Raw genomic sequence first — 21,657 nt, 5'->3', positions numbered from 1 at the left:
ATATGGCGCACTTCCCGCACGAATCGATCCAGTGATCAGGCTGCGTTCAGCCGATCCAGCAAGTCGCGTATCTTCAGCGGGTCGTCGGCTCGCAGGATCTTTTGAACCAGCGGCGCCATCTCCGGCAAACTGGTGGTCAGCACACGCTGCTTGGTACCCAGCAACTGCGCCGGATGCATGGAGAATTGACGCAGACCCAGGCCAAGCAGCAAGCGTGTGTAAGCCAGTTCGCCAGCCATCTCACCGCAAACCGAGATCGGGACTCCGGCCTTGTTCGCCCCGCCGATCACTTGCGCCAGCAATTGCAGCACGGCGGGGTGCAGCGGGTCGTAAAGGTGTGCTACCTCATCGTCGGTGCGGTCGATGGCCAGCGTGTACTGGATCAGGTCGTTCGTGCCAATGGAGAGGAAATCCAGTTTCTTTATGAAGGCGTTGAGCGCCAATGCTGCCGCGGGGATCTCGATCATGCCGCCGACCTGTACATTGGGATCGTAGGCAATGCCTTCGTTCGCCAGACTGTGTTTTGCACCCTCGATGAATTGCAGGGTCTGGTTGATCTCGGCGATACCGGACAGCATCGGCACGAGTATCTTCAGATTGCCGTAAGCTGAAGCGCGCAACAGTGCCCGCAACTGGGTGCGGAACAATTGCGGTTCGGCCAGGCACAGCCGGATCGCACGCAAACCAAGCGCCGGATTGCTCGCGACGCGCACTGCGCCCTTGATCTGTTTATCCGCCCCGAGATCGAATGTGCGGATGGTGACCGGCAGGCCTTCCATGCCTTCTATCACTTCGCGGTATGCGCTGAACTGCTCTTCCTCGTCGGGCAGATTGTCGCGATTCAGGAACAGGAATTCGCTGCGGAACAACCCTATGCCGGTGGCACCGTTCTCCTTCACATCGGCCAGGTCGTGCGGCATCTCTATGTTGGCGTGCAGCTCGATATGGGTACCGTCCAGCGTGTCCGCATGGGCGGTCTTCAGCCGTTTCAGCTTCTGTCTTTCCAGCTCCCATTGGCTTTTGCGCAGCTTGTAATCGGCGAGCAGATGCTTGTCGGGATCGACGATCACCACGCCCTGTTCGCCGTCGACGATGAGCATATCGTGATCCTTGATCAGCTCACGCGCGTGATGCAGGCCGACCACGCAAGGCGTGTTCAGGCTACGCGCGACGATGGACGTGTGCGAGGTCGCGCCACCCAGATCGGTGAGGATGCCGGAAAACTGGTGCGGTTTGAGCTGGATGAGATCAGCCGGACTGACATCGTGCGCGACAAGGATCATCTCCACATCATGCTTGGTACTGGGCGGGACATGCCCGGATTCGCCGTTCAGGGCCTTGAGTACGCGCTCGACCACCTGCACCACATCGGTCTTGCGTTCACGCAGATAGACATCCTCGAAGGCCTCGAACTGCGTGACCAGTTCATCCATCTGGGACTTCAGTGCCCACTCCGCATTGCAATGCTCGCGCAATACCATTTCGCGTGCGGCCTGGCTGATATGCACATCGCCGAGGATCATCAGATGAAGATCGAGGAACGCATCGAACTCCGCAGCTGCCTGTTGCGGACGATAGCTGCGCAGGTCGGTCAGTTCCGTGCGCGTCGCGTCCAGCGCAGCATCCAGACGAGCGACTTCTTCATCCACCAGATGTTTGGGCAACACATAGTGTGCGACTTCCAGCGAAGTGTGCGATACCAGGTGCGCATGGCCGATGGCGATGCCGCTGGAAACCGGGAGACCGTGCAGCGTGAAACTCATTCACCTTCTCCAAAATAGTCATTGATCAATGCAACGATGGCATTCATCGCCAGCTGTTCCTGTTCGCCGCTGGTCTCGACATTGATTTGCGTACCCTTGGCGGCCGCCAGCATCATCACCCCCATGATGCTCTTCGCATTCACGCGCCGTCCGTTACGGGACAGCCATACCTCACACGGATATTGCGAGGCAAGCTGCGTCAGTTTGGCTGATGCACGCGCATGCAGCCCGAGTTTGTTAATGATCTGAACATCCTGCTGTTGCATTGAAACCTTCCATATCCGAATTCATGTCAACGATGCACTCGCGCCCTCCCTCGATCGCGCGCTGCACCATGTCCTCCAGTGTCTTGCCTTTGCAGCAGGCCACGCGCAACAGCATCGGCAGATTCACGCCCGCCACGCCACGCACATTGGGCTGCAGGCAAAGGCGCCGCGCGATGTTGCTCGGTGTGGCACCGTAGATGTCCGACAACACCAGCACCCCGTCGCCGCCATTCAATTGCGAAATGAGCGCACTGCCTTCGGCCTCCTTTTGTTGCGGGTCGTCGCTCGCCAGCACCGAAAGACTTTTTACATGTGGCGGTACATCGCCCAGAACATGCCGCACGCAATCGAGCAGGCTATCGCCCAAACCGTTGTGGGTCACCAATAAGATACCGGCCAATCAATACACTCCTGTTAAATATGCTGCCAGAACGATGATGATCAGCAAAACCACCCAGCCGTAACGCAACAGCCCGCGCAGCAGATTCGCGGTCGCCGCATCGCTTCTGTTCTCCTCATCCACGATGGCCGCGATCCGCCTGAGCGCATGCGATCCCGCAGTGCGGCGGATGTTCTTCTGCAACCGGTCATCGGCATCCATCACTCGACCTCGCGTATCGTCTTGTTGTCGGTGAATTCTAGCCGTTTCTGCATCGAAGCGGTAAGGTGCACCACCCCCTCCGCATCGATCAGCAGAGCCTCATCCAGGTGCATCGTCTTAGCAGCGGCTGTCCAGCCATGCGCACCGGAAATGAAAAGCGGTTTGGATGAGGCATCGGATAGCAAGCCAGCATGCTCACCGTGGGTCAGGATGGTGACCGCTTCCACCCCCTGTACCGGGTATCCGGTGCGCGGATCGATCAGATGACAATAACGTTTGCCGCCAAGCTCGAAGTAGCGCTGATAGTCGCCTGAAGTGCCGATGGCCTCGCCATCGTGAAGCTCCAGCGTCGCGATCGGACCTGGCTTGCGGGGATGCTGGATGCCCACCCGCCAGGCGCGCGACCCATGCGTGCCCAGAGCCAGGATATTGCCGCCTATGTTGATGAGCGCGTTGTGGATGCCCTGCTGCTTCAGAATGTCGGCTGCGCGATCCAGCGCATAACCTTTGGCATAACCGCCCAGGTCGATCTTCACCGCCCTGTTGCTGCTCCTCACATTCAAGGCGTCGAAAACCAGATCGCTCATCTGCGGATTCGCTTTCACCAGCGCCGCCACCTTTTTCTCGTCGGGCAACACCGCCTTGAAATCGTCCGCCTGAAAACCCCAGGCCTGTATGAGTCCGCCGATGGCCGGATCGAACAACCCTCCGGATTGGGCAGAGACTCGTGCGGCATCCTGCAACATCGCGGCAAGCTCGGGTGAGACCTGCCTGCTTTTGCCCTGCGCGATGGCGGTATTCAGCTCGCTCAGTTCGGACGGTTTCCAGGCGTGCAGCATGTCGTGCAAACGCTGGAACTCATGCATCACCAGAACAACCGACTTGCGCGCCTTGGCCTCATCCTCGCCGTAGATGCTCACATCGACCTGGGTGCCGAAGACATAGGCCTGCTCTTCGTAGAGCGGCTCCTTGCCGCAAGCGCTCAACAGCAACGCAAAGGCCAGAAGAAGAAAGAGGTACGAAAACCTCACTGATGCATCTCTTCGAGTTCCACCGACGCCGCCAGCATCGCAAGCCTGCCCACCACGCCGTAGGCATAGAAGCGGTTGGGCGTGTCATCCGGCGCACAATCGGGATTGGGGAAGGCGCAGCAGGAATCGAACGCCAGCGGCGAGAAGCGCATGCCGGGCGCGTTGAGATTCTCGTCCACGCCGCGATCCGTGTGCACGCGGTAGAAACCGCCGACCACATAGCGATCGATCATGTACACCACCGGCTCGGCCACCGCCTCGTTCAGGTCTTCGAAAGAATAGACACCCTCCTGCACCAGTACGTCCGAGACCTGCAACCCTTCCTTGACCACGGCCATCTTGTTACGCTGCTTGCGGTTGAGATCGCGCACCTCGCTTGCGTCCTTCACCGTCATGATGCCCATGCCGTAGGTTCCCGCATCGGCTTTGACGATCACGAACGGGTCCTGCTTCACACCGTATTCGGCGTATTTCGCACGGATCTGCGTCAAGACAAGATCCACTTGCGACGAGAGACATTCTTCGCCGACCTTTTCATGGAAATTGACCTGGTTGCACACCGCAAAATACGGGTCGATCATCCACGGGTCGATGCCGAGCAGTTCGGCGAATTGCCTGCTCACCTCACGGTAAGCCGCGAAATGCCCGGACTTGCGCCGGTTGTACCAGCCGGCCAGCAACGGCGGCAGCACGGTCTGCTCCAGATCCTTGAGGATGTCCGGCGCGCCGGAAGACAGGTCGTTGTTGAGCAACACCACGCAGGGATCGAAATCCGCCACACCGAGGCGGTTGCCCTTGCGCACCAGCGGCTCCAGCGTGATCGAGCCGCCGTTAGCCAGCTCCAGCGTCGTGGGCTGCGTGATCTCCGGCAACAGCGAGCCGATGCGCACATTCAGCCCGGCCTGGCGCAGGATGCGCGCGAGCTGTTCCAGGTTCTGCAGATAGAACTGGTTGCGCGTGTGGTTCTCCGGAACCAGCAGCAAACCGCGCGCTTCCGGGCAGATCTTTTCTACCGCGCTTTGCACGGCATGCACGCACAGCGGAATGAATTCCGGATTGAGGTTGTTGAAACCGCCGGGGAACAGATTGGTATCCACGGGGGCCAGCTTGAAGCCGCTGTTGCGCAGGTCCACGGAGGAATAGAACGGCGGCGTGTGCTCCTGCCATTGCGTGCGGAACCAATGTTCTATGGTTGGCTGCGCGGTGAGGATGCGCTGCTCCAGATCGAGCAGCGGGCCCTTGAGGGCGGTAGTTAAACGAGGAACCATGTTGTGCCGGCGAAAAACGATATCGGCATTCTAGCCGATTGGCACGGCCTCATGCGCGGGCATGCGACAGCGATGGATTCAGGGCGACCGCGAATGCACAATCCGAACCGGGACATCGCCTGAAGATGCCCGTATTTACTGGCTTGCAGGCCAGCATGCATGTGATACGGAAGGGGGCTCCGGGGTGAAAAGCGCACTCAGGCGCGAAGCTGCTCGAGCAGATCGTAGCCTTCCCGCCACTCGCCCAGACCGCTGTCCGCATTGATGTGACCGCACTCGCCGATGTGAACGACACGGCTTCCCCAGGCTCGCGCCAGACGCTCTGCATGCTCCGCGGAACCGTACGGATCATCGGCGCTGATCACCACGGTGCTAGGGAAGGGCAACAGCTGAGTTGGCGTAAGCGAATAACCCGTTATGCCTTTGGGGCAGTTCGGCCCGTTCGGGTCAGGCACGGCCACCAGCAAAGCTGCCGCCGCAGGTGAGTGCGGCCCCGACGCCCAATGCGCGACGGTCAGACAGCCGAGGCTGTGGGCCACCAGGATGGCCTGAGGTCCGGCCTGCTTCACGGCGGCTTCCAGCGTTGCCACCCACTCCTCGCAAACCGGCCTGTCCCAGTCGCGCTGTTGCACGCGCACGAATTCGGGGTGCACCCGTTCCCACAGGGATTGCCAGTGCAGCGGGCCCGAATTGCCGATGCCGGGGAGAATGAGGACGGGTGCGGACATGGCGTTATATCAAGCGTTGCCTGCGTGCGCCGTCAATCGGGCAGCCTGCTGCGCAACTGGTCGCGGTCGAACCACCATTTGCCGCCCACAATCGCATCCACCTCACGCGACAGGCGCGGCAGGAACACCTGCGGATCGCGTAATGCCAGCCTGTCCAGCCATTTATCCATCGCGGCCTGGTCCTGCACGTTGCTGTGGCGCTTGGCCACCATGGAGATGAGATTATCGACGAGGAAACACTGGCTTTCGTGCCGGTCATCGTCGGCGCGCAGGTCAACCACATAACGCGCCGCGATTGCCGCCAGCGGTCCCGCTTCCGCAGCGTCGGGCGTCTCCTCCACCAGATGGATCAGCATCGCCACCGTCACTTGCGGATCGACCGGGAAAGTCACCGCCAGCCAGATCCCCATGCCCAGCGCCGCCATCGAATCTTCCTGCCCGGCCTGGAACAGCACATCGCACGCCTCCACCGCGTCCTGCCAGGATTCCATCTGCATGGAGATCCAGAATGCCTCGCGCGCGATGTCCCACGCCTCCTGCTTGCGCCCCAGCGCATTCAGCAGCTCGGCGATGTCCATTTGCAGCCGTGCGCGCTGCAACGAAGTTGTGTCTGCCAGTGCGCTCAGTTGCTGGAGCTTTTCGGCGAGATGGCGCTTCAGGTCGGCTTGCTCTGCCGCTGAAGGGCCATTGTCAGCGTGTTTGATCAGCGGGGTGATGCCGGGGATATTTTCATTCATGCGATTGCTGGTATTCGATTTCAGGGAGGCAACAGTTTAAACCAAGGAGCATTTCAAGCCTGTGCCTTTAACTTCAACGTTTGAGTCGAGCAAGGCGAAACCGGCTTGAAGGCATATCTCCCTCTTCGAACGCATGGTAGGTATTGGATTCAAATTCTTTGCTTGGTGATGCGTGCGCACTTTATCCCGGCATAAACCCAAAGGTCAGCTTCCCCGCCGTCAGTGGTAGAATGCGCGCCTTCGAAAATAAGGCAGTGTCATGTTATCCACAGCAAATATCACCATGCAGTTCGGCGCCAAGCCGTTGTTCGAGAACGTCTCCGTCAAGTTCGGCGACGGCAACCGCTACGGCCTCATCGGCGCCAACGGCTGCGGCAAGTCCACTTTCATGAAGATCCTCGGCGGCGATCTGGAGCAGACCTCGGGCGAGGTGATGCTGGACAGGAGCGAGCGCCTGGGCAAATTGCGCCAGGATCAGTTCGCTTATGAAGACAGGCGCGTGCTGGATGTGGTGATGATGGGCCATGCCGAGATGTGGGAAGCGATGTCGGAACGCGACGCGATCTACGCCAACCCCGATGCTTCGGAAGAAGACTACATGCGCGCCGCCGACCTGGAAGCGACCTTCGCCGAATACGACGGGTACACTGCCGAAGCCCGCGCGGGCGAATTGCTGCTTGGCGTCGGCATCGCCATCGAACTGCATCAGGGGCCGATGAGTGCCGTGGCTCCGGGTTTCAAACTGCGCGTGCTGCTGGCGCAGGCGCTGTTCTCCAATCCGGACATCCTGCTGCTGGACGAGCCGACCAACAACCTGGACATCAACACCATCCGCTGGCTGGAGGATATCCTCAACGCGCGCAACTCGACGATGGTCATCATCTCGCACGACCGCCATTTCTTGAACAGCGTGTGCACGCACATGGCCGACCTCGACTACGGCAAGATCACCGTGTATCCGGGCAACTACAACGATTACATGCTGGCTTCCACGCAGGCGCGCGAACAGCAGTCCGCCGACAACGCCAAAGCCAAGGAAAAGGTCGCCGAACTGAAGGCTTTCGTGGCGCGCTTCTCGGCCAACGCCTCCAAGGCCAAGCAGGCCACCTCGCGCGCGCGCCAGATCGACAAGATCAAGATCGAGGACATCAAGCCTTCCAGCCGCCAGTATCCGTTCATCCGCTTCGAATACGACGAGCGCGAGAAGCTGCACCGCGTTGCGGTGGAAGTGCAGAAGATGGCCAAGGGTTTCGACCGCATGCTGTTCTCCAACGTCAACTTCCGCATCGACGCGGGCGAGAAGGTCGCCATCATCGGCCCCAACGGTATCGGTAAAACGACCTTGCTGCGTTGTCTGGCGGGCGATCTGCAGCCCGACACCGGCACCATCAAGTGGGCGGAGAAGGCCAAGCTCGGCTACTACGCGCAGGATCACGCCGCCGATTTCGCCGAAGACAAAGACATGATGTCCTGGATGACCGATTGGCGCGGGCCTTCCGACGACGACCAGGTGGTGCGCGGCACGCTGGGCCGCTTGCTGTTCTCCGGCGACGACGTGAAAAAGAAGGTGAAAGTGCTGTCCGGCGGCGAAAAGGGCCGCATGCTGTTCGGCAAGCTCATGCTGGCCAAGCCGAATGTACTGCTGATGGACGAACCGACCAACCACATGGACATGGAAGCCATCGAGTCGCTCAACACCGCTCTCGACCTGTACAAGGGCACGCTGGTGTTCGTCAGCCATGACCGCGAGTTCGTGTCGTCATTGGCGACGCGCATCATCGAGATCTCGGCCAAGGGCGTGAACGACTACCACGGCACGTACGAAGAATTCCTGCGCGACCAGATGGCGGAATAATCAATCATGCAACCTGCGGGGGCGATCGGCGTGTTCGATTCTGGCGTGGGCGGATTGTCCGTCCTGCAGCACATCCGCCACACGCTGCCGCACGAGCGCCTGATCTACGTCGCCGATTCCGGCCACGTACCCTACGGCGACAAGTCGCCCGCTTTCATCGAGGCACGCGCGCTGGCGATCACGCGTTTTCTGATCAGCCAGGGCGCGGAGGCCATCGTGATCGCCTGCAACACCGCCACCGCCGCCGCCGCGCACACCTTGCGCGTCAAATTCAACAAGATGCCTATCCTGGCCATGGAGCCCGCCGTGAAGCCCGCCATCGCTGTGACGCAAAGCCGTGTGGTCGGGGTGTTGGCAACCGTCGGCACGCTGGAAAGCGCGCGCTTCGCGGCACTGCTGGAAAAATACGGCGGCTGGAAAGTAAAGATAGAGACCCAAGGATGTCCCGGCCTGGTCGAGCAGGTCGAACGCGGCGAACTGCACAGTGCCCGCACGCGCGAGCTGGTCGAACGTTATACGGCGCCGCTGCTCAGAAAAGGGGCGGACACCCTGATCCTGGGTTGCACCCACTACCCGTTTCTGGCACCGCTGATTCGCGAAATAGTGGGCGACAACATCACGTTGATCGACACCGGTGCCGCTGTCGCGCGCCATTTGCAACATCGCGTCAAGGCCGAATTGCCGCCTCGAATCGTCGGCGAAGCTTCGGAACGTTTCTTTACCAGCGGCGATCCCGAACAAGCTTCGCGCATCATGTCGATGCTGTGGCAGAAAGATGTTGTCGCAGAGCAACTTCCCGGCGAGTTCCTGTAGCGCAGGCCAGCAGATTCAACGGCCTGCACACCACCTCTTTCTCTCTCATCAACCTTTGGCTTTTCGCGCGTTGCGCGGCGAAGATACCCTGTTCTCGTTGGCAGACAAGGGATGCACAGGCGGAATGACTGCTGCCAGCAATTGCAAACGTCCGGTGATGATCCCCCGAAGCGTGATCATTTCATTCGCGACCGCCTGCAGTTCTGCGGCAGGCCCCTGCACCAGAATGACTTCCATCATCTGGTCCTCGGTAAGATGGACGTGCAGCGAACTGATCACCTCATTGATATGCTTGTACTGCATATCGGCAAGCTTCTTCTGCAAGTCGCGGGTCAGGCGGTCATAGAGCAAAGTGATCGTTCCCACCATCACCTCGTTGCCGAGCGTGCGTTTGTGCTCGCTGAGCTGGTAATTCACCATCTCGCCTATCGCTTGCGAACGGCTCTCATAGCCCCGGCTTTCCACCATGCTGTCGAGCTCGTTCAACAGCGGCGGCGGCAACGAGATGCTGACGCGGCTGACCAATGTGGAAATCTTTTTCTGGCTGCTGGCTTTCATCGCCCCTCTTTCAGAACATATAGCTGTAACGCTCCACTTCCCATTTGCTCACGGTGAGGTGATAGGCCTGCCACTCTTCCGTCTTGTAGCGGATGAACTCTTCCTTCAACTCTTTGCCCAGCGCCTGCTCGACCAGCGGGTCTGCTGCGAAGGCTGCCACGGCTTCCTGCAGCGTCTGCGGCAGGAATTCGATGCCGCGCTTGCTGCGTTCGCTTTCCGAGATGTCGTACAGATTATCTTCGTTTGGATTGCCGGGGTCGAGTCCTTCGCGTATTCCTTCCAGTCCGGCGGCCAGCACCAGCGCCGCAGCCAGATAAGGGTTCACAGCGCCGTCGGCATTGCGCGATTCGCAACGGCCACCGCCGGAAGGAACCCGGACCGAATTGGTGCGGTTGTTGGAGCCGTAGGAATTGAACACCGGCGCCCAGGTGAAATAACTCATGGCACCCCTGCGCACCAGGCGCTTGTAACTGTTGACCGTCGGGGCGAACACCGCACACAGTGCGCGCCCGTGCTTGAGTATGCCGCCGATGAACATGTAGCCCAGCGGAGTCAAACCGATCCCGCGCGGGTCATCCTTGGGGTCGCAGGCGAACAGGTTCTTGCCGCTCTTCAGGTCGTAGAGCGACATGTTGAAGTGCGCCGCGTTCCCCGTTTTGTCGGCGAAGGGCTTGGGCATCATGGTGGCGAGCAGGCCCTCCTCCTTTGCGTAGTGCTTGGCCATGTAGCGGAAGAAGATCAGCCGGTCGCAGGTGGTGAGCGCATCGGCATAGTTGAAATCGAATTCGAACTGGCCGTTGGCGTCTTCATGGTCGAACGAATACAAGTCCCAGCCCAGCCCGTTGATGGCGCTAGCCATCTTGTCCAGCCAGCTGAAGCTGTTGGTGAAACCGCGCACGTCGTAGCAAGGCTTGGTCAGTTTATCTTCTGCATCCGGCACCGACAGCTTGCCCTCTGCATCCTGCTTGAGCAGAAAGATCTCGCACTCGATGCCGAGGTTCATGCCGTAACCCAGCTCGGCCGCCTTGGCCATCTGGTTCTTCAGCGCCACGCGCGTGTTGAGCGGGTAAGGCTTGCCCTGGAAATGATTGTCTGCCGCCATCCAGGCGATCTTCGGTTCCCACGGCAGCTGGATCACGCTGTCGAGATCCGGTACCGAGGTCAGCTCGTCGTCGTTGGGCGCCTGGCCGAGACCGTCCAGCGCATAGCCGGTGTAGCGCTCCGAACCTTTGGCCATGTGACCGAGATGATCTATGGGCACCACCTTGGCCTTGGGCACGCCATGAATATCGACATATGCACCGATGCAGTACTTGACGCCCTTGTCGGATAATTCCTTCTGCAGTTTGGTGACCTTCTCGTTGGTGCTCATTGCAATTCCTTTGTGTTGGTTGGTGTTGAAGTCAGTGACGCACCGCTCAGGCGGCATCGTCGTAATGTGAGTTGTATTCAAAATCCAGCGGCGGCTTTTCGGTGAGGCCCTTCGCAATCAGCGCGCTCAGGTCCTCCACCATCCAGTCGAAACCGCTGCGTCCTTTGTCGGCACTGGCCTGGCTCGGTTTGCCGGTGACGCCGTTCAGGCTGGTGCGGTTGACCGGGTGCGGAAAAATGCAGCCCCCGGTGCGGTCCATATCATCTGCCTCGGCACACAGCTCGGGGCGCACCAAGGCAGGTGCAATCGCCAGCATCAGCGAAGTCTCGGCATCGTTGGCATGCCAGTCGGCTGCATCGGCAAAATGAAACTTGCGCACCCGGTCGCTGAGCGTGGCGCTGCCGATGGATGCCACCATCATGTCGTCGTGTTCGGCGCGCAGCATCTCCAGTGCGCAGCGCAGCGGCGCGACGTTGGTGACATGTGCATTCACGATGAACAATCGGCGTACGCCGCTGTGATACGCCCAGTCGCCAATCTGTTTGACCACCTCGATCAGCGTGATGGGTTGCAATGAAATGGTGCCGGGCCAGCGCTTGCTGTGACCCAGTGAACTGCCGTAGGGCAGCGTGGGCAGCACCGGCACCCGGGTTTTTTCGGAGACAGCCAGACACAGCTCCTCGGCGATCACGAAGTCGACGCCGCAACCCAGATGCGGACCGTGCTGCTCGGTGGCGCCCACCGGCAGGATGGCTGCATGGTTCACTGCAGCCAGTGCCGCAGGAATTTCGGACCAGGTTAGTTCTGACCAGCGCATATTCCTTACTCCACGTTGTCGGTCACATGCGTGAAGCGGATCAGGTGCGGCTTGATCGCGCTCTCGTCTTCATTCTCTTCCGGCTGTACAGGCGGATGGATCAGCTCTTCCAGACGCTGCTTGGTGGCGCGAAACTCTGCTCCTCCGAATTGGGCCGTGGAGCGGGGACGCGGGACCGGCACTTCGATCATCTCCTGCACCTCGCCTGGATGTGCCTTCAATACCAGGATGCGGTCGGCCAGGAAAATGGCTTCGTCCAGATCGTGCGTGATGAACACGATGGTGATATCCACGTTGCGCCAGATGTCCAGCAAGTGGGTCTGCATCTTGATACGTGTCTGCGCATCCAGTGCGCCGAAGGGCTCGTCCATCAGCAATATGCGCGGCTGGTTCACCAACGCACGTGCGATCGCCACGCGCTGGCGCATGCCGCCTGAGAGCTGATGGGGATATGCGTTGGCAAATCTGCTCAGGCCCACCAGGTCGATCCATAGCATCGCGTCGCGCTCGGCATCGTCGCGGCCGGCTCCATTCATTTCCGGGCCGAACATCACATTCTTTTTCACCGTCAGCCATGGAAACAGCGAGTAACCCTGGAACACCATGCCGCGATCCTGACCCGGGCCGTTTACCGGCTTGCCGTCTATCAGCATTTCGCCGGAACTCTGCTTCTCCAGTCCGGCCAGCGTCCTGGCCAGGGTCGATTTTCCGCAGCCAGAAGGCCCGACCACGCAAATAATCTCGCGCCGGTGTATCTTGAAATTGATATCGCGCAGCGCTTCCACCTCGCCTTGTGCAGAAGCGAAGGTCTTGCCCAGATGACGCGCTTCGAGAATGACATTGCGCTGCTTGATCGTGTCGAAGCGTGCGCGCACAGCATCGGATTGTTCCAGATATGTTCTATTTTTCATGGCTCATTCTTTCTTCTGGCTTCTGTCCCACGGGAACAATCGACGTCCCAGTTTTCCCAGCAGGATGTCCGTTCCAAAACCGATGATGCCGATCATCATGATGGCGGCGTACACGTTGTCGAAATGCTGGTAGCGGGCTTGTTGCGTAATGAACCAGGTGATGCCGGAACTGGTACCGATCAGCTCTGCCACGATCAGGTATGTCCATGCCCAACCCAGCAAGATGCGCTGGTCACGATAGAGATCGGGCAGAATCCCCGGCACCACCACGCGGGTCAGCATCCGCAGGCGGTTTGTTCCCAGGGTCAATGCAGCCTCGACGATGGTGGGATCCAGCTTGCGCGTGGTGTTTGCCACGATCAGGATCTGCTGGAACAAGGTGCCGATCACGATGATGGATATCTTCGGCGCATCGTAAATGCCGAGTACCGCAACTGCCAGGGCGCCGAAAGCAGGCGCGGGCAGGTAGCGAAAGAATTCGATGAATGGCTCGTTCAATCGAGCCATTGTGGAATAGGTGCCGGACAGTATGCCCAGCGGTACACCAATTATTGAAGAGATCACAAAACCCCAGAAAATGATCTGGATGCTGTGCCACAAACTTTCATGCAACCAGGGCATGTCCTTCTGTTCAGGCTCTTTGGTAAATGCCGTGTAAAAAGCCTTGGCCACTTCATGTGGCGCAGGCAGATAGATCGGGTTGGCCGGCTTTCCCTGCGGCAACGCAAGTTTCTGCGTTTGCATATTGGCGAGTTCATCCTTGAAGACACTTTTGTCCACCAGCATGCCTGCACGGAAATAATCGACACCGCCCGGCTCTTCGATGAGCATCTTGGGATGCCAGATGAAGGGCAGATAACTTACCGCGCACCAGAGCAATAGCGGCAGCAAGAACGAGCCGACAACTTGCAACGCGTGTTTGCGCGCCCAAATATGTCTGGTCAGCAATTGCGAAACATCACTCATTCTTGTGCCGAACATCACTGTGATCCCCGATTATTTAGCGTGATAAAAAGATGGGTCGATGTAGCTATCCACGTCTTGCGAAGTCTTGTAGACGTCGTTGGCCACATTGAATTTGTTTGCAATCTCCGACGAACCGTACAGGGAATTGAAACCGGTGCCCTTGACCATGGCCTTCTTGCCTTCGCTCAGATTCAGCAGCTTGGTACCCTTGAGCAATGGCAGATAAGCTTCCGGTGTCAGACCCACACGAGCAGACATGATCTTGACTGCGTCGGGCTGAGTCTTTGGATCGTTGATGTATTTGACGACACGACCCCATACCTTGACCACTTTTGCCCAATCGGCACGACGCGACTTCAGGCTGGCGGGGTTGACTGCCAGTACGTCATAGATCAGGCCGGGTTCGTCGGCCGAGGTGTAAATTGGCTTGGAGCCAGGCATTGCAGCCATCGCCTGACCGGAGACAGGTTGCCAGGCACCCACGGCCGAGATGTCGGCAGAGGCCAGCATTTGCGGCATTTCATTCGTCTTGGCATTTACCAGTGTGACATCGGACTCTTTCATGCCGAGTTTCTTCAGGCCATTCAGCAACAGCAGATGCTCAACCAGGCCCGGTTCCACGGACACTTTTTTGCCTTTCAGATCGGTCAGCGATTTGATGCCGGGCTTGGCCACGATCATGTCGTTGCCATTGGAATAGTCGGTGATCAGCATCATGATGCCCTTGCCGCCACCCGAGCCCGTTACCAGCGTATCGCCGTTGGTCATCAATACCGAATCAATCTTGCCGGCAGCAAATGCATCCATGGATGCCGAATAGTCGAACCATTGAAATTTCGCGTCGACGCCCGCTTCCTTGAGCCAGCCTTTTTCGATTGCCACTTGCCATGCCACCCAACCTGGCCAGTCGCTATAACCTATGGTCAGCGGCTGGGCTGCGTGCGCAGGAATGGAACAAATGGCCGCAATCGATACCAGCACACCCGCCATCCAGTGCTTCATTGTCTTACCGAGTTTATTTACATTCATGGTCGTCTCCATATTGGTCGAAGGTATTACTAAAGTGAATATTCGTAATATTCATGGAATATAGAGCAACAACAATGCCAAAGCTCCGCCTCGATGCTTTAGCCTTGTTTAAATGGAGTTTGCAGGGAATATCTTGATTGGCGGTTGCAACTGCGCGCCGCACAATTGCACCAACATGGAACGCCGGACGCACCAAAAGCAGTGCATTTCAAACTTGTACCGTTCTCATGGACGTTTGGGTAGGCATCTCTGAGCGCCTGTGTCAGTTCACCAAGCTAAAGCTGTGCCCAATACGCTTCGACGTCCCCCAAGTCCTGCCGATCCGCACATTGCGTTTTTATATCATCCTTACTAGAATGCGATATGTAAGGATTACAAGGAGCTTGAGATGACAACCGATGCAACACTTACCAGCAAGGGGCAAACGACAATTCCAAAGGAAATCCGGGATAGCCTTCACATGAAGGCTGGAGACCGAATGACCTTCACGTTGATGCCTGATTCTACCGTCGTCATGCGAGTGAAAAGCAAGAGCGCTGCCGATCTGGCTGGCATGCTGCACAAGAAGGGGCGGAAGCCTGTTCCTGTAGAGCAATTGTCACGCTAATGCTTGGAATTGACACTAACGTCCTCGTTCGCTTTTTGGTTCGGGACGACGAAGCCCAGTTCGAAAAGGCTCGCAAGCTGATCAGGCGGGAAGTTGCAGCTGGTCGCAGCGTTTTCGTAAACCAAATGGTTCTCATGGAAACTGAATGGGTGTTACGTAGCCGATATGCCGTACCTAAAAGCCAGATCATCGAAGCTATTTCCGGCTTACTGAATGCAACCGATATTCAATTTGAAGATGAGCCGGCCATTGAGGAGGCTCTTTTCATGTGGAAAGATACAACTGCCGGCTTTGCTGATTGCCTGATCTGCGCAAAAAACCGACGTCTGGGATGTCGATCGACGGCAACCTTCGACATAAAGGCTTCTCATTTGCCGGGTTTTATCGCCGCCTAACATATGACCGCTACCGGAGTGAAATTGTTTTTGATGGAGCTTAAAAGAAATCGACTCCGGCACCTTTGGTACTGATGATCAGTCAGTCGTTGACTGCTGATCGGCCATTAGAGACATCTAGCAACACGTTCTGAAAGGACCGCTTCACGCCCAGTAGCAGACATTTCCGCCCGCCCGTACTAATATGCATATACGGACAGGCACCGGCGTGTCCGTCTAATAACTGTTTGACGCCCTGGAGTTCAAGCGTGGCAGAAGTCCCAATAACATTTGATGAAGTTGGTCTACGGGTAAGGTTCGCATCGTGGCGCTTGGAGGACTTAAAAGGAGTGATGGGCGCCAACTTGGCAAGAGACCGGATCGGACTGCGACTACAACTAATGCAAGAATTTTTCTTTCATCTGGTAGGTGCTAGAGAAGTTCTTGCGTTGCTTATTAATGAGAAGCGTGGCCTGAAGCACGATCCAGAAAAGGTTTCAATCGGCCAAGTCTTCAAATCACTCGGGGCCGATGATTCAATATATTCGATGGTTCGTGAAATGGTCGTTGATCCGAGAAGGGATCCATTCCCGACAGATCCTTATACAGAGTCGGCTTATATTTACCGGGCTATCCTTTACAGGAATCAGGTGGCCCACCGGCATAGGACTCCTTTGCACATTGAGGTTGAGATGCCGCATGAAAAGAAGTCGTTCCTCTATCTTGATCCTAGAAACTACGAAACGGGTCACTCAAAGATAGAGGCACTTGATGAGCTAGCGGTCATGCGGGATAGCCTGCTAAATAGGTATGTAATGGTCGGCAATGCATTGTGAGGGGCGTCTAACCATTCGCTGCAGGCGCGACGCGCGACTTGATCTCAAACGTTGATATCTGCTTTGGTCAGCTAAGCTGACGGATTCCAACGTGAGAAGATTTAGCTGATATAGCCGAATTGCTGGCTAGGTCTACTTCTCGGCCTGAGCGGACTTCTAATGCTGCGGCGCGAAAAGATTGTGATGTGCAGCAAAGCAGACCATTGATGGTTGCGGAGCGCACCAATCTAGTCGTCTGGCTATTTGGCGCTATAGTTTGAAACGGTCTAAGCAATATCAACGCAGTAAATGAGGCATCGGCGGACGATCATGCATGAATGCTTCATCCTTCCATTCGGTATCCATCGCCGTCGTGCGATGAATGAATGCATTGCTGACCTCGTCCGAAAGGTCGATCAATCGGCGCAGCAAGTTAAAATTGGCAGTTTGAATTTCATTCCATGAGTTTTTCCGCTTCATGAGCTCCTGCAGCGAATGCTCCTCCACGAAGCTTTGATATTTCCCAAGGAATCCAGTCACCACGTCGGCGATTTGGATGCCTGGCTCGCTTTTTGAATCAGAAAATGAAAAATTGACGTGTTGTGAACCATCCCTGAACTTGGCACCGTTCAAACTTCTTTCAATTTGGATTTCGCGGTCAAAGATGTGGAGGGCGTTTTTGAAAAGCATGATTGGGCGCGTGTAGAAGCCTTGGAAGCTTTCGATGAGCATATCCGCCTCTTCGTCGACCAAGAAAGCGAGTTCAGGTAAAGATGCTGATTTTTCAATCAAGGCCTTAAGCATGAGCGACGGAAGGTTGTCATCCTTAGGACTATGGGCATCGAGGTACGTGTCGACATCGGCAATGAAATTGGCCGTCTCGCCACGCCGGATGTCTGGGTAGCGATGCTGCTTCATCAATGCCAAGAACGTCGGCTTGTCGAGGTTGACCAGCCTATACAGTTCATTTTTCATGAGCTGGTGGTGTGGCCGGTAGTGCTCGAACATGTCATCGGCCAAGATGGAATCGATTATGTCGATGATGGCCCAGTAGATGATGTTGACGCTGGAATAATGGATCGAAATACCATGTTCTAGGATCCAAAACAGGAAGATTTCCAACCTTTTGGAGGTCAGAACTTGTTCGAAGTTTCCCTTGGCGACATGAGCGAACTTGATTTCGGGAGCGCTGCTCTGCATCCCCAGTTTGGAGCGAAGAGTATAAATATCAGGAAGGGGTTGCCCCTCCGACAGGACGATGCCGCCCAAGACAAAATTATTATGTTCCGAAACGTTCGTACCATCGTCCGTTAAATAGAATTTGCGGATGTTGTTAGTCTCGTCGTAGTAGAACGTAAATTTATCATCGGTGCGGCGAAGTTGGAAAGCGTCGACCATAATCTGTCGCATGTCGTTTACGTCAAATTCCATGTCCACAACTCCGCTTTAATTTGACGAATGCTTGGCGCAATTTCGCGACAGTCCGGTGAAATAACCGCTGCTAGCCAACCAACCTAAATTACCGCCTATTCTTCCTTGGCCAGACAAAAGGCGTGAATTTGTTTTGCTGCCTGCAACTTTCCCTTAAGGGACAAACGCAGCCGATCCCTTTCTCTCAAGTCACTTGTTTTCATGATCAGATCACGAACCCGTCGGGCATCTTTCAGACGATTATTGGGGACAGCAAGGCCATCGGTACGAATCACTACCCCGGTCACGATTTTGGGCTTATTCGCAGGAAATGTTTTTGACTTTTCACACTTTGCTGCCAACCCATGTCGAGCAATGATTCCTCGGACCTCATAAAGCAATTTCTTCGTTGCCTTGCTCCCTGACAAAACAATGTCATCAACGTAACAGGTCATGGTGCAACCTGCACGACGAGAGAGTTCGAAGATTTCGTCAAACATAGATCTGTGTGCAAGAAAGGCGATTATCCCGCTCAAATAACTACCAGTCGGAAGGTGTATGCCCTTATAGCAACAGAGGCGCGCGAGGTGCCACGCCACATCAGGAGAGCAATCGAAACTTTCGCGAAATAAATTGAATACGGAACTGAAGGATGTGCTGGGATAGAACTTCGAAATATCTGTTTTGATTAAAGGCACATCAGACTTGTGTGCGGCTGCATTTGAAACATAGGAACGCCCCTTGCGTGAGTGGAGGTAGCCAGGGAGATCTAGTCTTGCTAAGAGCTTTGCAATTCGACTATGGACAGGATCAAGTTCTTTTATTGGATGCTGGATTTCTCTTCCCTGTTTATTTAGAAAGAGATGATAATTTGAGTCATCAACAAGTTTGGCGAAATCTGCCATTTCAAATCCAAGCAACTCTGCTAACTTTCGTTTTGAGTTCAACCGATAAAACGGGGACTGATTAACAGAGTACTGAATTCTTTTAGTCATTCACGATGGCCTCTTTTTCAGCCACCCACTCCAGCAACTTTAATACCTTATCCGCTGCTTTGATCTTTAACTTATTACCAAGTGATGTACTCTCAAGCTGTTCTGAAAACAGCAATATCGAAGATGCTGGGAGTTTAAAAACAACTGAATACTGCTCTAATATCTCCACGCTTGGTGTCTTGGCTCCAGTCTCAAGTTCGCTCAGGTAGGAATTTGATATTTCTAAACGCCTTGCCAATTCAACTTGTGACAATTGATGGAAAGTCCTCAGTAGCTTAAGCGCACGATTAAGCATTTTTTACCTCTATGAAATAAGAAAAGAAGGGGGTTAGATAACCCGGTCAATAATCCGTGCTATCAAAGCCACAAGACGCAGAACCAATACGGCAATCCGTATAGTCTGTGGCCGCAGAAGCACGGATACAAACCTAGCTACTAACCCCCGCCGTTTGGTGGGTTTCAGACGCATGTTTTGTCTCCTTCAGTTACGTCGTCACACTATTGCGACGACTCTCGCCTGTAACTAAAGATGAGCAAACGGCGGGTTGTTCCCCTTACTTTACATAAGAGACCACTGCTCGCCAGTGGTCTCTCGCGTCGGCATGCTACGTGATGGACTACGTGGGCATGGGAGCCGCGATAATGTTAGGGCTTTCGCCCCACAATCCAATGAGCCGGATCAATACTGCAACGAGATTATCTCTTTACCACGTGCGCATACTAGCAAATAATATTCGCCGATGTCAAGATATATTTCGCTATTAGCGAATGATGTGCGGGGTGCAAGCTCTTGTTCACTGTAGTTTGGGGGAAATTTGAAGATCCACAATATATCGAAAGCGGAAGTAATTCACCTTGGCTCTCGATGACCGCTTTGGCCGAACATCAGACCACATGTGTCAGATGAAGTCCGGGTTAGTACATATAAACCAACGTCGGGATTCCGCAGCATTATTCCCTCCCTCGTTCAGGGTGAGTGCTGTGCCGGAGGTCATTTAACTGCCGCGGTTTCGGATCGTGCTTCGATCACCGCTGCCGAGAGTATGAGAATTCCGCCAACGATTTCTTGCGCCGAAAGGTGTTCTCCCCCGATCAATACGGCGGAGAACACTGCCACCACCAGTTCGGCCAACAGTAGGATGGCTGCCTTTCCGGCATCCAGACGCGCGACACCGTAAAAAGTCGCAAGGGTACCGGGCACCACCCACAGCAAACTGAATGCGGACAATATGCCGACTTGTTTCGCCGTCAATGTCAGCATGGGGGCCTCATCCCAATACAGGAAGCCGAGCGAAAGCACGGCGCAACCGGCATTGATGGCGATTGCGCGCACCGTGTCGGGTAAGCCATGGCCAAACCGCACAGCGACATTGTTGCAGGCAAAGGCCAGCCCGGACGACAGCGCCAACAGGTCGATTGCCGACAGCGGTGTGGTAAATATTTCCGGGCCTCCCAGTGTCGCGGCCAATCCTGCCAGCGCGATTCCCAGCGCCAGGAACCGCAGGCGGGTAAAGGCTTCGCCCAGAAATATTCTTGCCGCAAGAATCGTCCATACCGGTGCCAGGTAAAACAGCAACATGACGCGCACCACGCTGCCTGCCGCCAGCGAAGTAGCCAACGCCGCCGTCGCCCATCCGCCGAGTGCGGCAATGATCAGGATCAAACCGATCTGTCCGCGCAATTGCGCGAGATTGCGCCACACGAACGGCAGCATCAACAGCACCGATAGACCGAATGCGTAAACCTGCACGATGCTGCCGTGGATGCCGACCAGGCCCAGCGATTTGAGCGGCCACCAGAACAGCCCCCAGAAGATCGAGCCCACCAGCAAGGCCGAGACCGCCTTCTGCTGCGGCTGCAAGCTTAGCCCGAACATTTTGTTGGGGATGATTGGGCGTGATTGCACCATGCCTGGAAATGTTCGCGCTCGGTCTGCCCCATCCATGCATTGATTTCCCACAGATCGGCAACGGGTTGTTGTGTGAAGGGTGCGCAATGCAAATAGCCATCCGGACCGAACTCGGGAGTCATGGTGGTAACGAAATTCCCCTTGTCGCGTTGCGCCGACCAGATCGCTTCCCAATAGCGCTGGTGCGATGCCAGTGCACCGGCGTATTCCGGTGCGGCCGGATGGGGCACTTGCGGCCCCTGGTCATAACCGACACGGGCATGAATATGATGGGCATGGCGCGCAACTTCAGTTACCACATCCCAGTCGGCATCCAGTTGGCGTTCCATCACCACCACCCAGTGACTGAAATCGCAAGTGAGTTTCAATTCCGGCATTCGTTGCAGAATGGTCAGCGTAGTCCACGGATTGAACAGGGAACGGCTGCGGTGGGTCTCGAAGCTGCATGCGATGTTCATGCGTGCAGCGACTTCCTGTGCCTCGCTGAAAAACCGCACACTTTGTTCCAGCGACCACGCATCGCAACCGCCGATGATGGTCACCCATTGCGGTGCCAGTGACTGTCCAAGCTGCAGCTGACGCTCGACATCGGCGACATGCTCTTCCACCGAGACATCACGTCGCGGTACATAGCCGCCTGCCGTCACGATCTCCTGTATGTAACGCAGGCCTCGTGTCTGCAATGCGGATTGCAATTCATCGCGCCGCGCCTGCGGTATATCGGCATTGCCTTCAAGTCCGGCAAAGCCTGCTGCGACGGCCTGATCGGCGGCCTCATCCATCGAACCGCTGTGTCCCCACAGCGTCTTGAATAGTTGCAGTTCCATGGTGC

24 protein-coding genes are annotated in these 21,657 nt (G+C 56.3%); 5 read left to right on the top strand and 19 right to left on the bottom strand.

Translation table 11 applies throughout. The features are described 5' to 3' along the window. Window positions 1-35: 35 nt before the first annotated feature. The 8 genes from ptsP to SLIT_RS00485 all read right to left on the bottom strand — a co-directional run bounded on the left by ptsP (window position 36) and on the right by SLIT_RS00485 (window position 6,394). A complete protein-coding gene (ptsP, locus tag SLIT_RS00520; protein ID WP_013028246.1) occupies window positions 36-1,763 on the bottom strand; it encodes a phosphoenolpyruvate--protein phosphotransferase in 1,728 nt (575 codons plus the stop codon). Beyond that, the gene (locus SLIT_RS00515) at window positions 1,760-2,029 is read right to left on the bottom strand and encodes an HPr family phosphocarrier protein (RefSeq protein ID WP_013028245.1); all 270 of its coding nucleotides are present in this window, start codon (window positions 2,027-2,029) and stop codon (window positions 1,760-1,762) included. Before SLIT_RS00515 ends, ptsP begins: the two co-directional genes overlap by 4 nt. Then, complete coding sequence (locus tag SLIT_RS00510; protein WP_013028244.1) at window positions 2,001-2,429, bottom strand: PTS sugar transporter subunit IIA; 429 nt, start codon at window positions 2,427-2,429, stop codon at window positions 2,001-2,003. Before SLIT_RS00510 ends, SLIT_RS00515 begins: the two co-directional genes overlap by 29 nt. Then, window positions 2,430-2,630, bottom strand: a complete 201-nt coding sequence (locus SLIT_RS00505; protein ID WP_013028243.1) for a hypothetical protein — start codon at window positions 2,628-2,630, stop codon at window positions 2,430-2,432. Then, the gene (locus tag SLIT_RS00500) at window positions 2,630-3,661 is read right to left on the bottom strand and encodes an FAD:protein FMN transferase (protein ID WP_013028242.1); all 1,032 of its coding nucleotides are present in this window, start codon (window positions 3,659-3,661) and stop codon (window positions 2,630-2,632) included. Before SLIT_RS00500 ends, SLIT_RS00505 begins: the two co-directional genes overlap by 1 nt. Next, window positions 3,658-4,929, bottom strand: a complete 1,272-nt coding sequence (gene gshA, locus SLIT_RS00495; protein WP_013028241.1) for a glutamate--cysteine ligase — start codon at window positions 4,927-4,929, stop codon at window positions 3,658-3,660. Before gshA ends, SLIT_RS00500 begins: the two co-directional genes overlap by 4 nt. Before the next feature lie 197 nt (window positions 4,930-5,126). After that, a complete protein-coding gene (locus tag SLIT_RS00490) occupies window positions 5,127-5,657 on the bottom strand; it encodes an RBBP9/YdeN family alpha/beta hydrolase (RefSeq protein ID WP_013028240.1) in 531 nt (176 codons plus the stop codon). Window positions 5,658-5,689: 32 nt separating this feature from the next. Continuing rightward, on the bottom strand, window positions 5,690-6,394 hold the full coding sequence (locus tag SLIT_RS00485) for a hypothetical protein (RefSeq protein ID WP_013028239.1): 705 nt from the start codon (window positions 6,392-6,394) through the stop codon (window positions 5,690-5,692). A 259-nt stretch (window positions 6,395-6,653) separates the two neighbouring features. On the opposite strand from SLIT_RS00485, the gene SLIT_RS00480 reads away from it, so the two are divergent. Then, window positions 6,654-8,249, top strand: coding sequence for an ABC-F family ATPase (locus SLIT_RS00480; RefSeq protein ID WP_013028238.1), 1,596 nt, complete (start codon window positions 6,654-6,656; stop codon window positions 8,247-8,249). 6 nt (window positions 8,250-8,255) lie between these two features. Next, on the top strand, window positions 8,256-9,062 hold the full coding sequence (gene murI, locus SLIT_RS00475) for a glutamate racemase (protein WP_013028237.1): 807 nt from the start codon (window positions 8,256-8,258) through the stop codon (window positions 9,060-9,062). A gap of 48 nt (window positions 9,063-9,110) precedes the next feature. Here murI and nikR read toward each other — a convergent pair whose 3' ends face one another. Genes nikR through SLIT_RS00445 form a run of 6 tightly spaced genes read right to left on the bottom strand, consistent with a single transcriptional unit; the run spans window position 9,111 to window position 14,715 of the window. Further along, window positions 9,111-9,620, bottom strand: a complete 510-nt coding sequence (nikR, locus tag SLIT_RS00470; RefSeq protein ID WP_013028236.1) for a nickel-responsive transcriptional regulator NikR — start codon at window positions 9,618-9,620, stop codon at window positions 9,111-9,113. Between the two features lie 10 nt (window positions 9,621-9,630). Then, complete coding sequence (gene glnT / locus SLIT_RS00465) at window positions 9,631-10,992, bottom strand: type III glutamate--ammonia ligase (RefSeq protein ID WP_013028235.1); 1,362 nt, start codon at window positions 10,990-10,992, stop codon at window positions 9,631-9,633. Between the two features lie 46 nt (window positions 10,993-11,038). Then, complete coding sequence (locus SLIT_RS00460) at window positions 11,039-11,809, bottom strand: creatininase family protein (protein ID WP_013028234.1); 771 nt, start codon at window positions 11,807-11,809, stop codon at window positions 11,039-11,041. 5 nt (window positions 11,810-11,814) lie between these two features. After that, window positions 11,815-12,720 (bottom strand): ABC transporter ATP-binding protein, encoded by a 906-nt coding sequence (locus SLIT_RS00455; RefSeq protein WP_013028233.1) that lies wholly within the window; start codon window positions 12,718-12,720, stop codon window positions 11,815-11,817. Between the two features lie 3 nt (window positions 12,721-12,723). Next, window positions 12,724-13,686: an ABC transporter permease gene (locus SLIT_RS00450; RefSeq protein WP_041420709.1), complete on the bottom strand. Its 963-nt coding sequence runs from the start codon at window positions 13,684-13,686 to the stop codon at window positions 12,724-12,726. Window positions 13,687-13,716: 30 nt separating this feature from the next. Next, window positions 13,717-14,715, bottom strand: coding sequence for an ABC transporter substrate-binding protein (locus SLIT_RS00445; protein WP_013028231.1), 999 nt, complete (start codon window positions 14,713-14,715; stop codon window positions 13,717-13,719). Between the two features lie 388 nt (window positions 14,716-15,103). Here SLIT_RS00445 and SLIT_RS00440 point away from each other — a divergent pair, with 388 nt between their 5' ends. The 3 genes from SLIT_RS00440 (at window position 15,104) to SLIT_RS00430 (ending at window position 16,532) form a co-directional block, all read left to right on the top strand. Further along, complete coding sequence (locus SLIT_RS00440) at window positions 15,104-15,322, top strand: AbrB/MazE/SpoVT family DNA-binding domain-containing protein (protein WP_013028230.1); 219 nt, start codon at window positions 15,104-15,106, stop codon at window positions 15,320-15,322. After that, a complete protein-coding gene (locus tag SLIT_RS00435; RefSeq protein ID WP_013028229.1) occupies window positions 15,322-15,717 on the top strand; it encodes a type II toxin-antitoxin system VapC family toxin in 396 nt (131 codons plus the stop codon). The genes SLIT_RS00440 and SLIT_RS00435 overlap by 1 nt, the downstream gene beginning before the upstream one ends. Before the next feature lie 248 nt (window positions 15,718-15,965). Next, the gene (locus SLIT_RS00430) at window positions 15,966-16,532 is read left to right on the top strand and encodes a hypothetical protein (protein WP_013028228.1); all 567 of its coding nucleotides are present in this window, start codon (window positions 15,966-15,968) and stop codon (window positions 16,530-16,532) included. A gap of 276 nt (window positions 16,533-16,808) precedes the next feature. On the opposite strand, the gene SLIT_RS00425 is transcribed toward SLIT_RS00430, so the two are convergent. The 5 genes from SLIT_RS00425 to SLIT_RS00405 all read right to left on the bottom strand — a co-directional run bounded on the left by SLIT_RS00425 (window position 16,809) and on the right by SLIT_RS00405 (window position 21,652). After that, window positions 16,809-17,942 carry a DUF3800 domain-containing protein gene (locus SLIT_RS00425; RefSeq protein ID WP_013028227.1) on the bottom strand — a complete coding sequence of 378 codons (1,134 nt, stop codon included), beginning with the start codon at window positions 17,940-17,942 and terminating at the stop codon, window positions 16,809-16,811. 95 nt (window positions 17,943-18,037) lie between these two features. Next, the gene (locus tag SLIT_RS15480) at window positions 18,038-18,916 is read right to left on the bottom strand and encodes a reverse transcriptase family protein (RefSeq protein ID WP_013028226.1); all 879 of its coding nucleotides are present in this window, start codon (window positions 18,914-18,916) and stop codon (window positions 18,038-18,040) included. After that, window positions 18,909-19,211: a helix-turn-helix domain-containing protein gene (locus SLIT_RS00415; RefSeq protein ID WP_013028225.1), complete on the bottom strand. Its 303-nt coding sequence runs from the start codon at window positions 19,209-19,211 to the stop codon at window positions 18,909-18,911. The genes SLIT_RS15480 and SLIT_RS00415 overlap by 8 nt, the downstream gene beginning before the upstream one ends. A gap of 696 nt (window positions 19,212-19,907) precedes the next feature. Beyond that, complete coding sequence (locus tag SLIT_RS00410; RefSeq protein ID WP_013028224.1) at window positions 19,908-20,792, bottom strand: DMT family transporter; 885 nt, start codon at window positions 20,790-20,792, stop codon at window positions 19,908-19,910. After that, window positions 20,780-21,652, bottom strand: a complete 873-nt coding sequence (locus tag SLIT_RS00405) for a sugar phosphate isomerase/epimerase family protein (RefSeq protein WP_013028223.1) — start codon at window positions 21,650-21,652, stop codon at window positions 20,780-20,782. The genes SLIT_RS00410 and SLIT_RS00405 overlap by 13 nt, the downstream gene beginning before the upstream one ends. Window positions 21,653-21,657: the final 5 nt, after the last annotated feature.

It is taken from the genome of Sideroxydans lithotrophicus ES-1 (genome assembly GCF_000025705.1).
Taxonomy (GTDB): domain Bacteria; phylum Pseudomonadota; class Gammaproteobacteria; order Burkholderiales; family Gallionellaceae; genus Sideroxyarcus; species Sideroxyarcus lithotrophicus.
Note: the sequence above shows the minus strand (reverse complement) of the source record. Positions and strands in the feature narration are given on the sequence as shown.

What these genes read in the sequence shown, in the direction of transcription:
- ptsP (WP_013028246.1), bottom strand. Translation starts at nt 1,763, where the DNA reads ATGAGTTTCACGCTGCACGGTCTCCCGGTTTCCAGCGGCATCGCCATC.
- SLIT_RS00515 (WP_013028245.1), bottom strand. Translation starts at nt 2,029, where the DNA reads ATGCAACAGCAGGATGTTCAGATCATTAACAAACTCGGGCTGCATGCG.
- SLIT_RS00505 (WP_013028243.1), bottom strand. Translation starts at nt 2,630, where the DNA reads ATGGATGCCGATGACCGGTTGCAGAAGAACATCCGCCGCACTGCGGGA.
- gshA (WP_013028241.1), bottom strand. Translation starts at nt 4,929, where the DNA reads ATGGTTCCTCGTTTAACTACCGCCCTCAAGGGCCCGCTGCTCGATCTG.
- SLIT_RS00490 (WP_013028240.1), bottom strand. Translation starts at nt 5,657, where the DNA reads ATGTCCGCACCCGTCCTCATTCTCCCCGGCATCGGCAATTCGGGCCCG.
- SLIT_RS00485 (WP_013028239.1), bottom strand. Translation starts at nt 6,394, where the DNA reads ATGAATGAAAATATCCCCGGCATCACCCCGCTGATCAAACACGCTGAC.
- SLIT_RS00480 (WP_013028238.1), top strand. Translation starts at nt 6,654, where the DNA reads ATGTTATCCACAGCAAATATCACCATGCAGTTCGGCGCCAAGCCGTTG.
- murI (WP_013028237.1), top strand. Translation starts at nt 8,256, where the DNA reads ATGCAACCTGCGGGGGCGATCGGCGTGTTCGATTCTGGCGTGGGCGGA.
- nikR (WP_013028236.1), bottom strand. Translation starts at nt 9,620, where the DNA reads ATGAAAGCCAGCAGCCAGAAAAAGATTTCCACATTGGTCAGCCGCGTC.
- glnT (WP_013028235.1), bottom strand. Translation starts at nt 10,992, where the DNA reads ATGAGCACCAACGAGAAGGTCACCAAACTGCAGAAGGAATTATCCGAC.
- SLIT_RS00460 (WP_013028234.1), bottom strand. Translation starts at nt 11,809, where the DNA reads ATGCGCTGGTCAGAACTAACCTGGTCCGAAATTCCTGCGGCACTGGCT.
- SLIT_RS00455 (WP_013028233.1), bottom strand. Translation starts at nt 12,720, where the DNA reads ATGAAAAATAGAACATATCTGGAACAATCCGATGCTGTGCGCGCACGC.
- SLIT_RS00450 (WP_041420709.1), bottom strand. Translation starts at nt 13,686, where the DNA reads ATGAGTGATGTTTCGCAATTGCTGACCAGACATATTTGGGCGCGCAAA.
- SLIT_RS00445 (WP_013028231.1), bottom strand. Translation starts at nt 14,715, where the DNA reads ATGAATGTAAATAAACTCGGTAAGACAATGAAGCACTGGATGGCGGGT.
- SLIT_RS00440 (WP_013028230.1), top strand. Translation starts at nt 15,104, where the DNA reads ATGACAACCGATGCAACACTTACCAGCAAGGGGCAAACGACAATTCCA.
- SLIT_RS00435 (WP_013028229.1), top strand. Translation starts at nt 15,322, where the DNA reads ATGCTTGGAATTGACACTAACGTCCTCGTTCGCTTTTTGGTTCGGGAC.
- SLIT_RS00425 (WP_013028227.1), bottom strand. Translation starts at nt 17,942, where the DNA reads ATGGAATTTGACGTAAACGACATGCGACAGATTATGGTCGACGCTTTC.
- SLIT_RS15480 (WP_013028226.1), bottom strand. Translation starts at nt 18,916, where the DNA reads ATGACTAAAAGAATTCAGTACTCTGTTAATCAGTCCCCGTTTTATCGG.
- SLIT_RS00415 (WP_013028225.1), bottom strand. Translation starts at nt 19,211, where the DNA reads ATGCTTAATCGTGCGCTTAAGCTACTGAGGACTTTCCATCAATTGTCA.
- SLIT_RS00410 (WP_013028224.1), bottom strand. Translation starts at nt 20,792, where the DNA reads ATGTTCGGGCTAAGCTTGCAGCCGCAGCAGAAGGCGGTCTCGGCCTTG.
- SLIT_RS00405 (WP_013028223.1), bottom strand. Translation starts at nt 21,652, where the DNA reads ATGGAACTGCAACTATTCAAGACGCTGTGGGGACACAGCGGTTCGATG.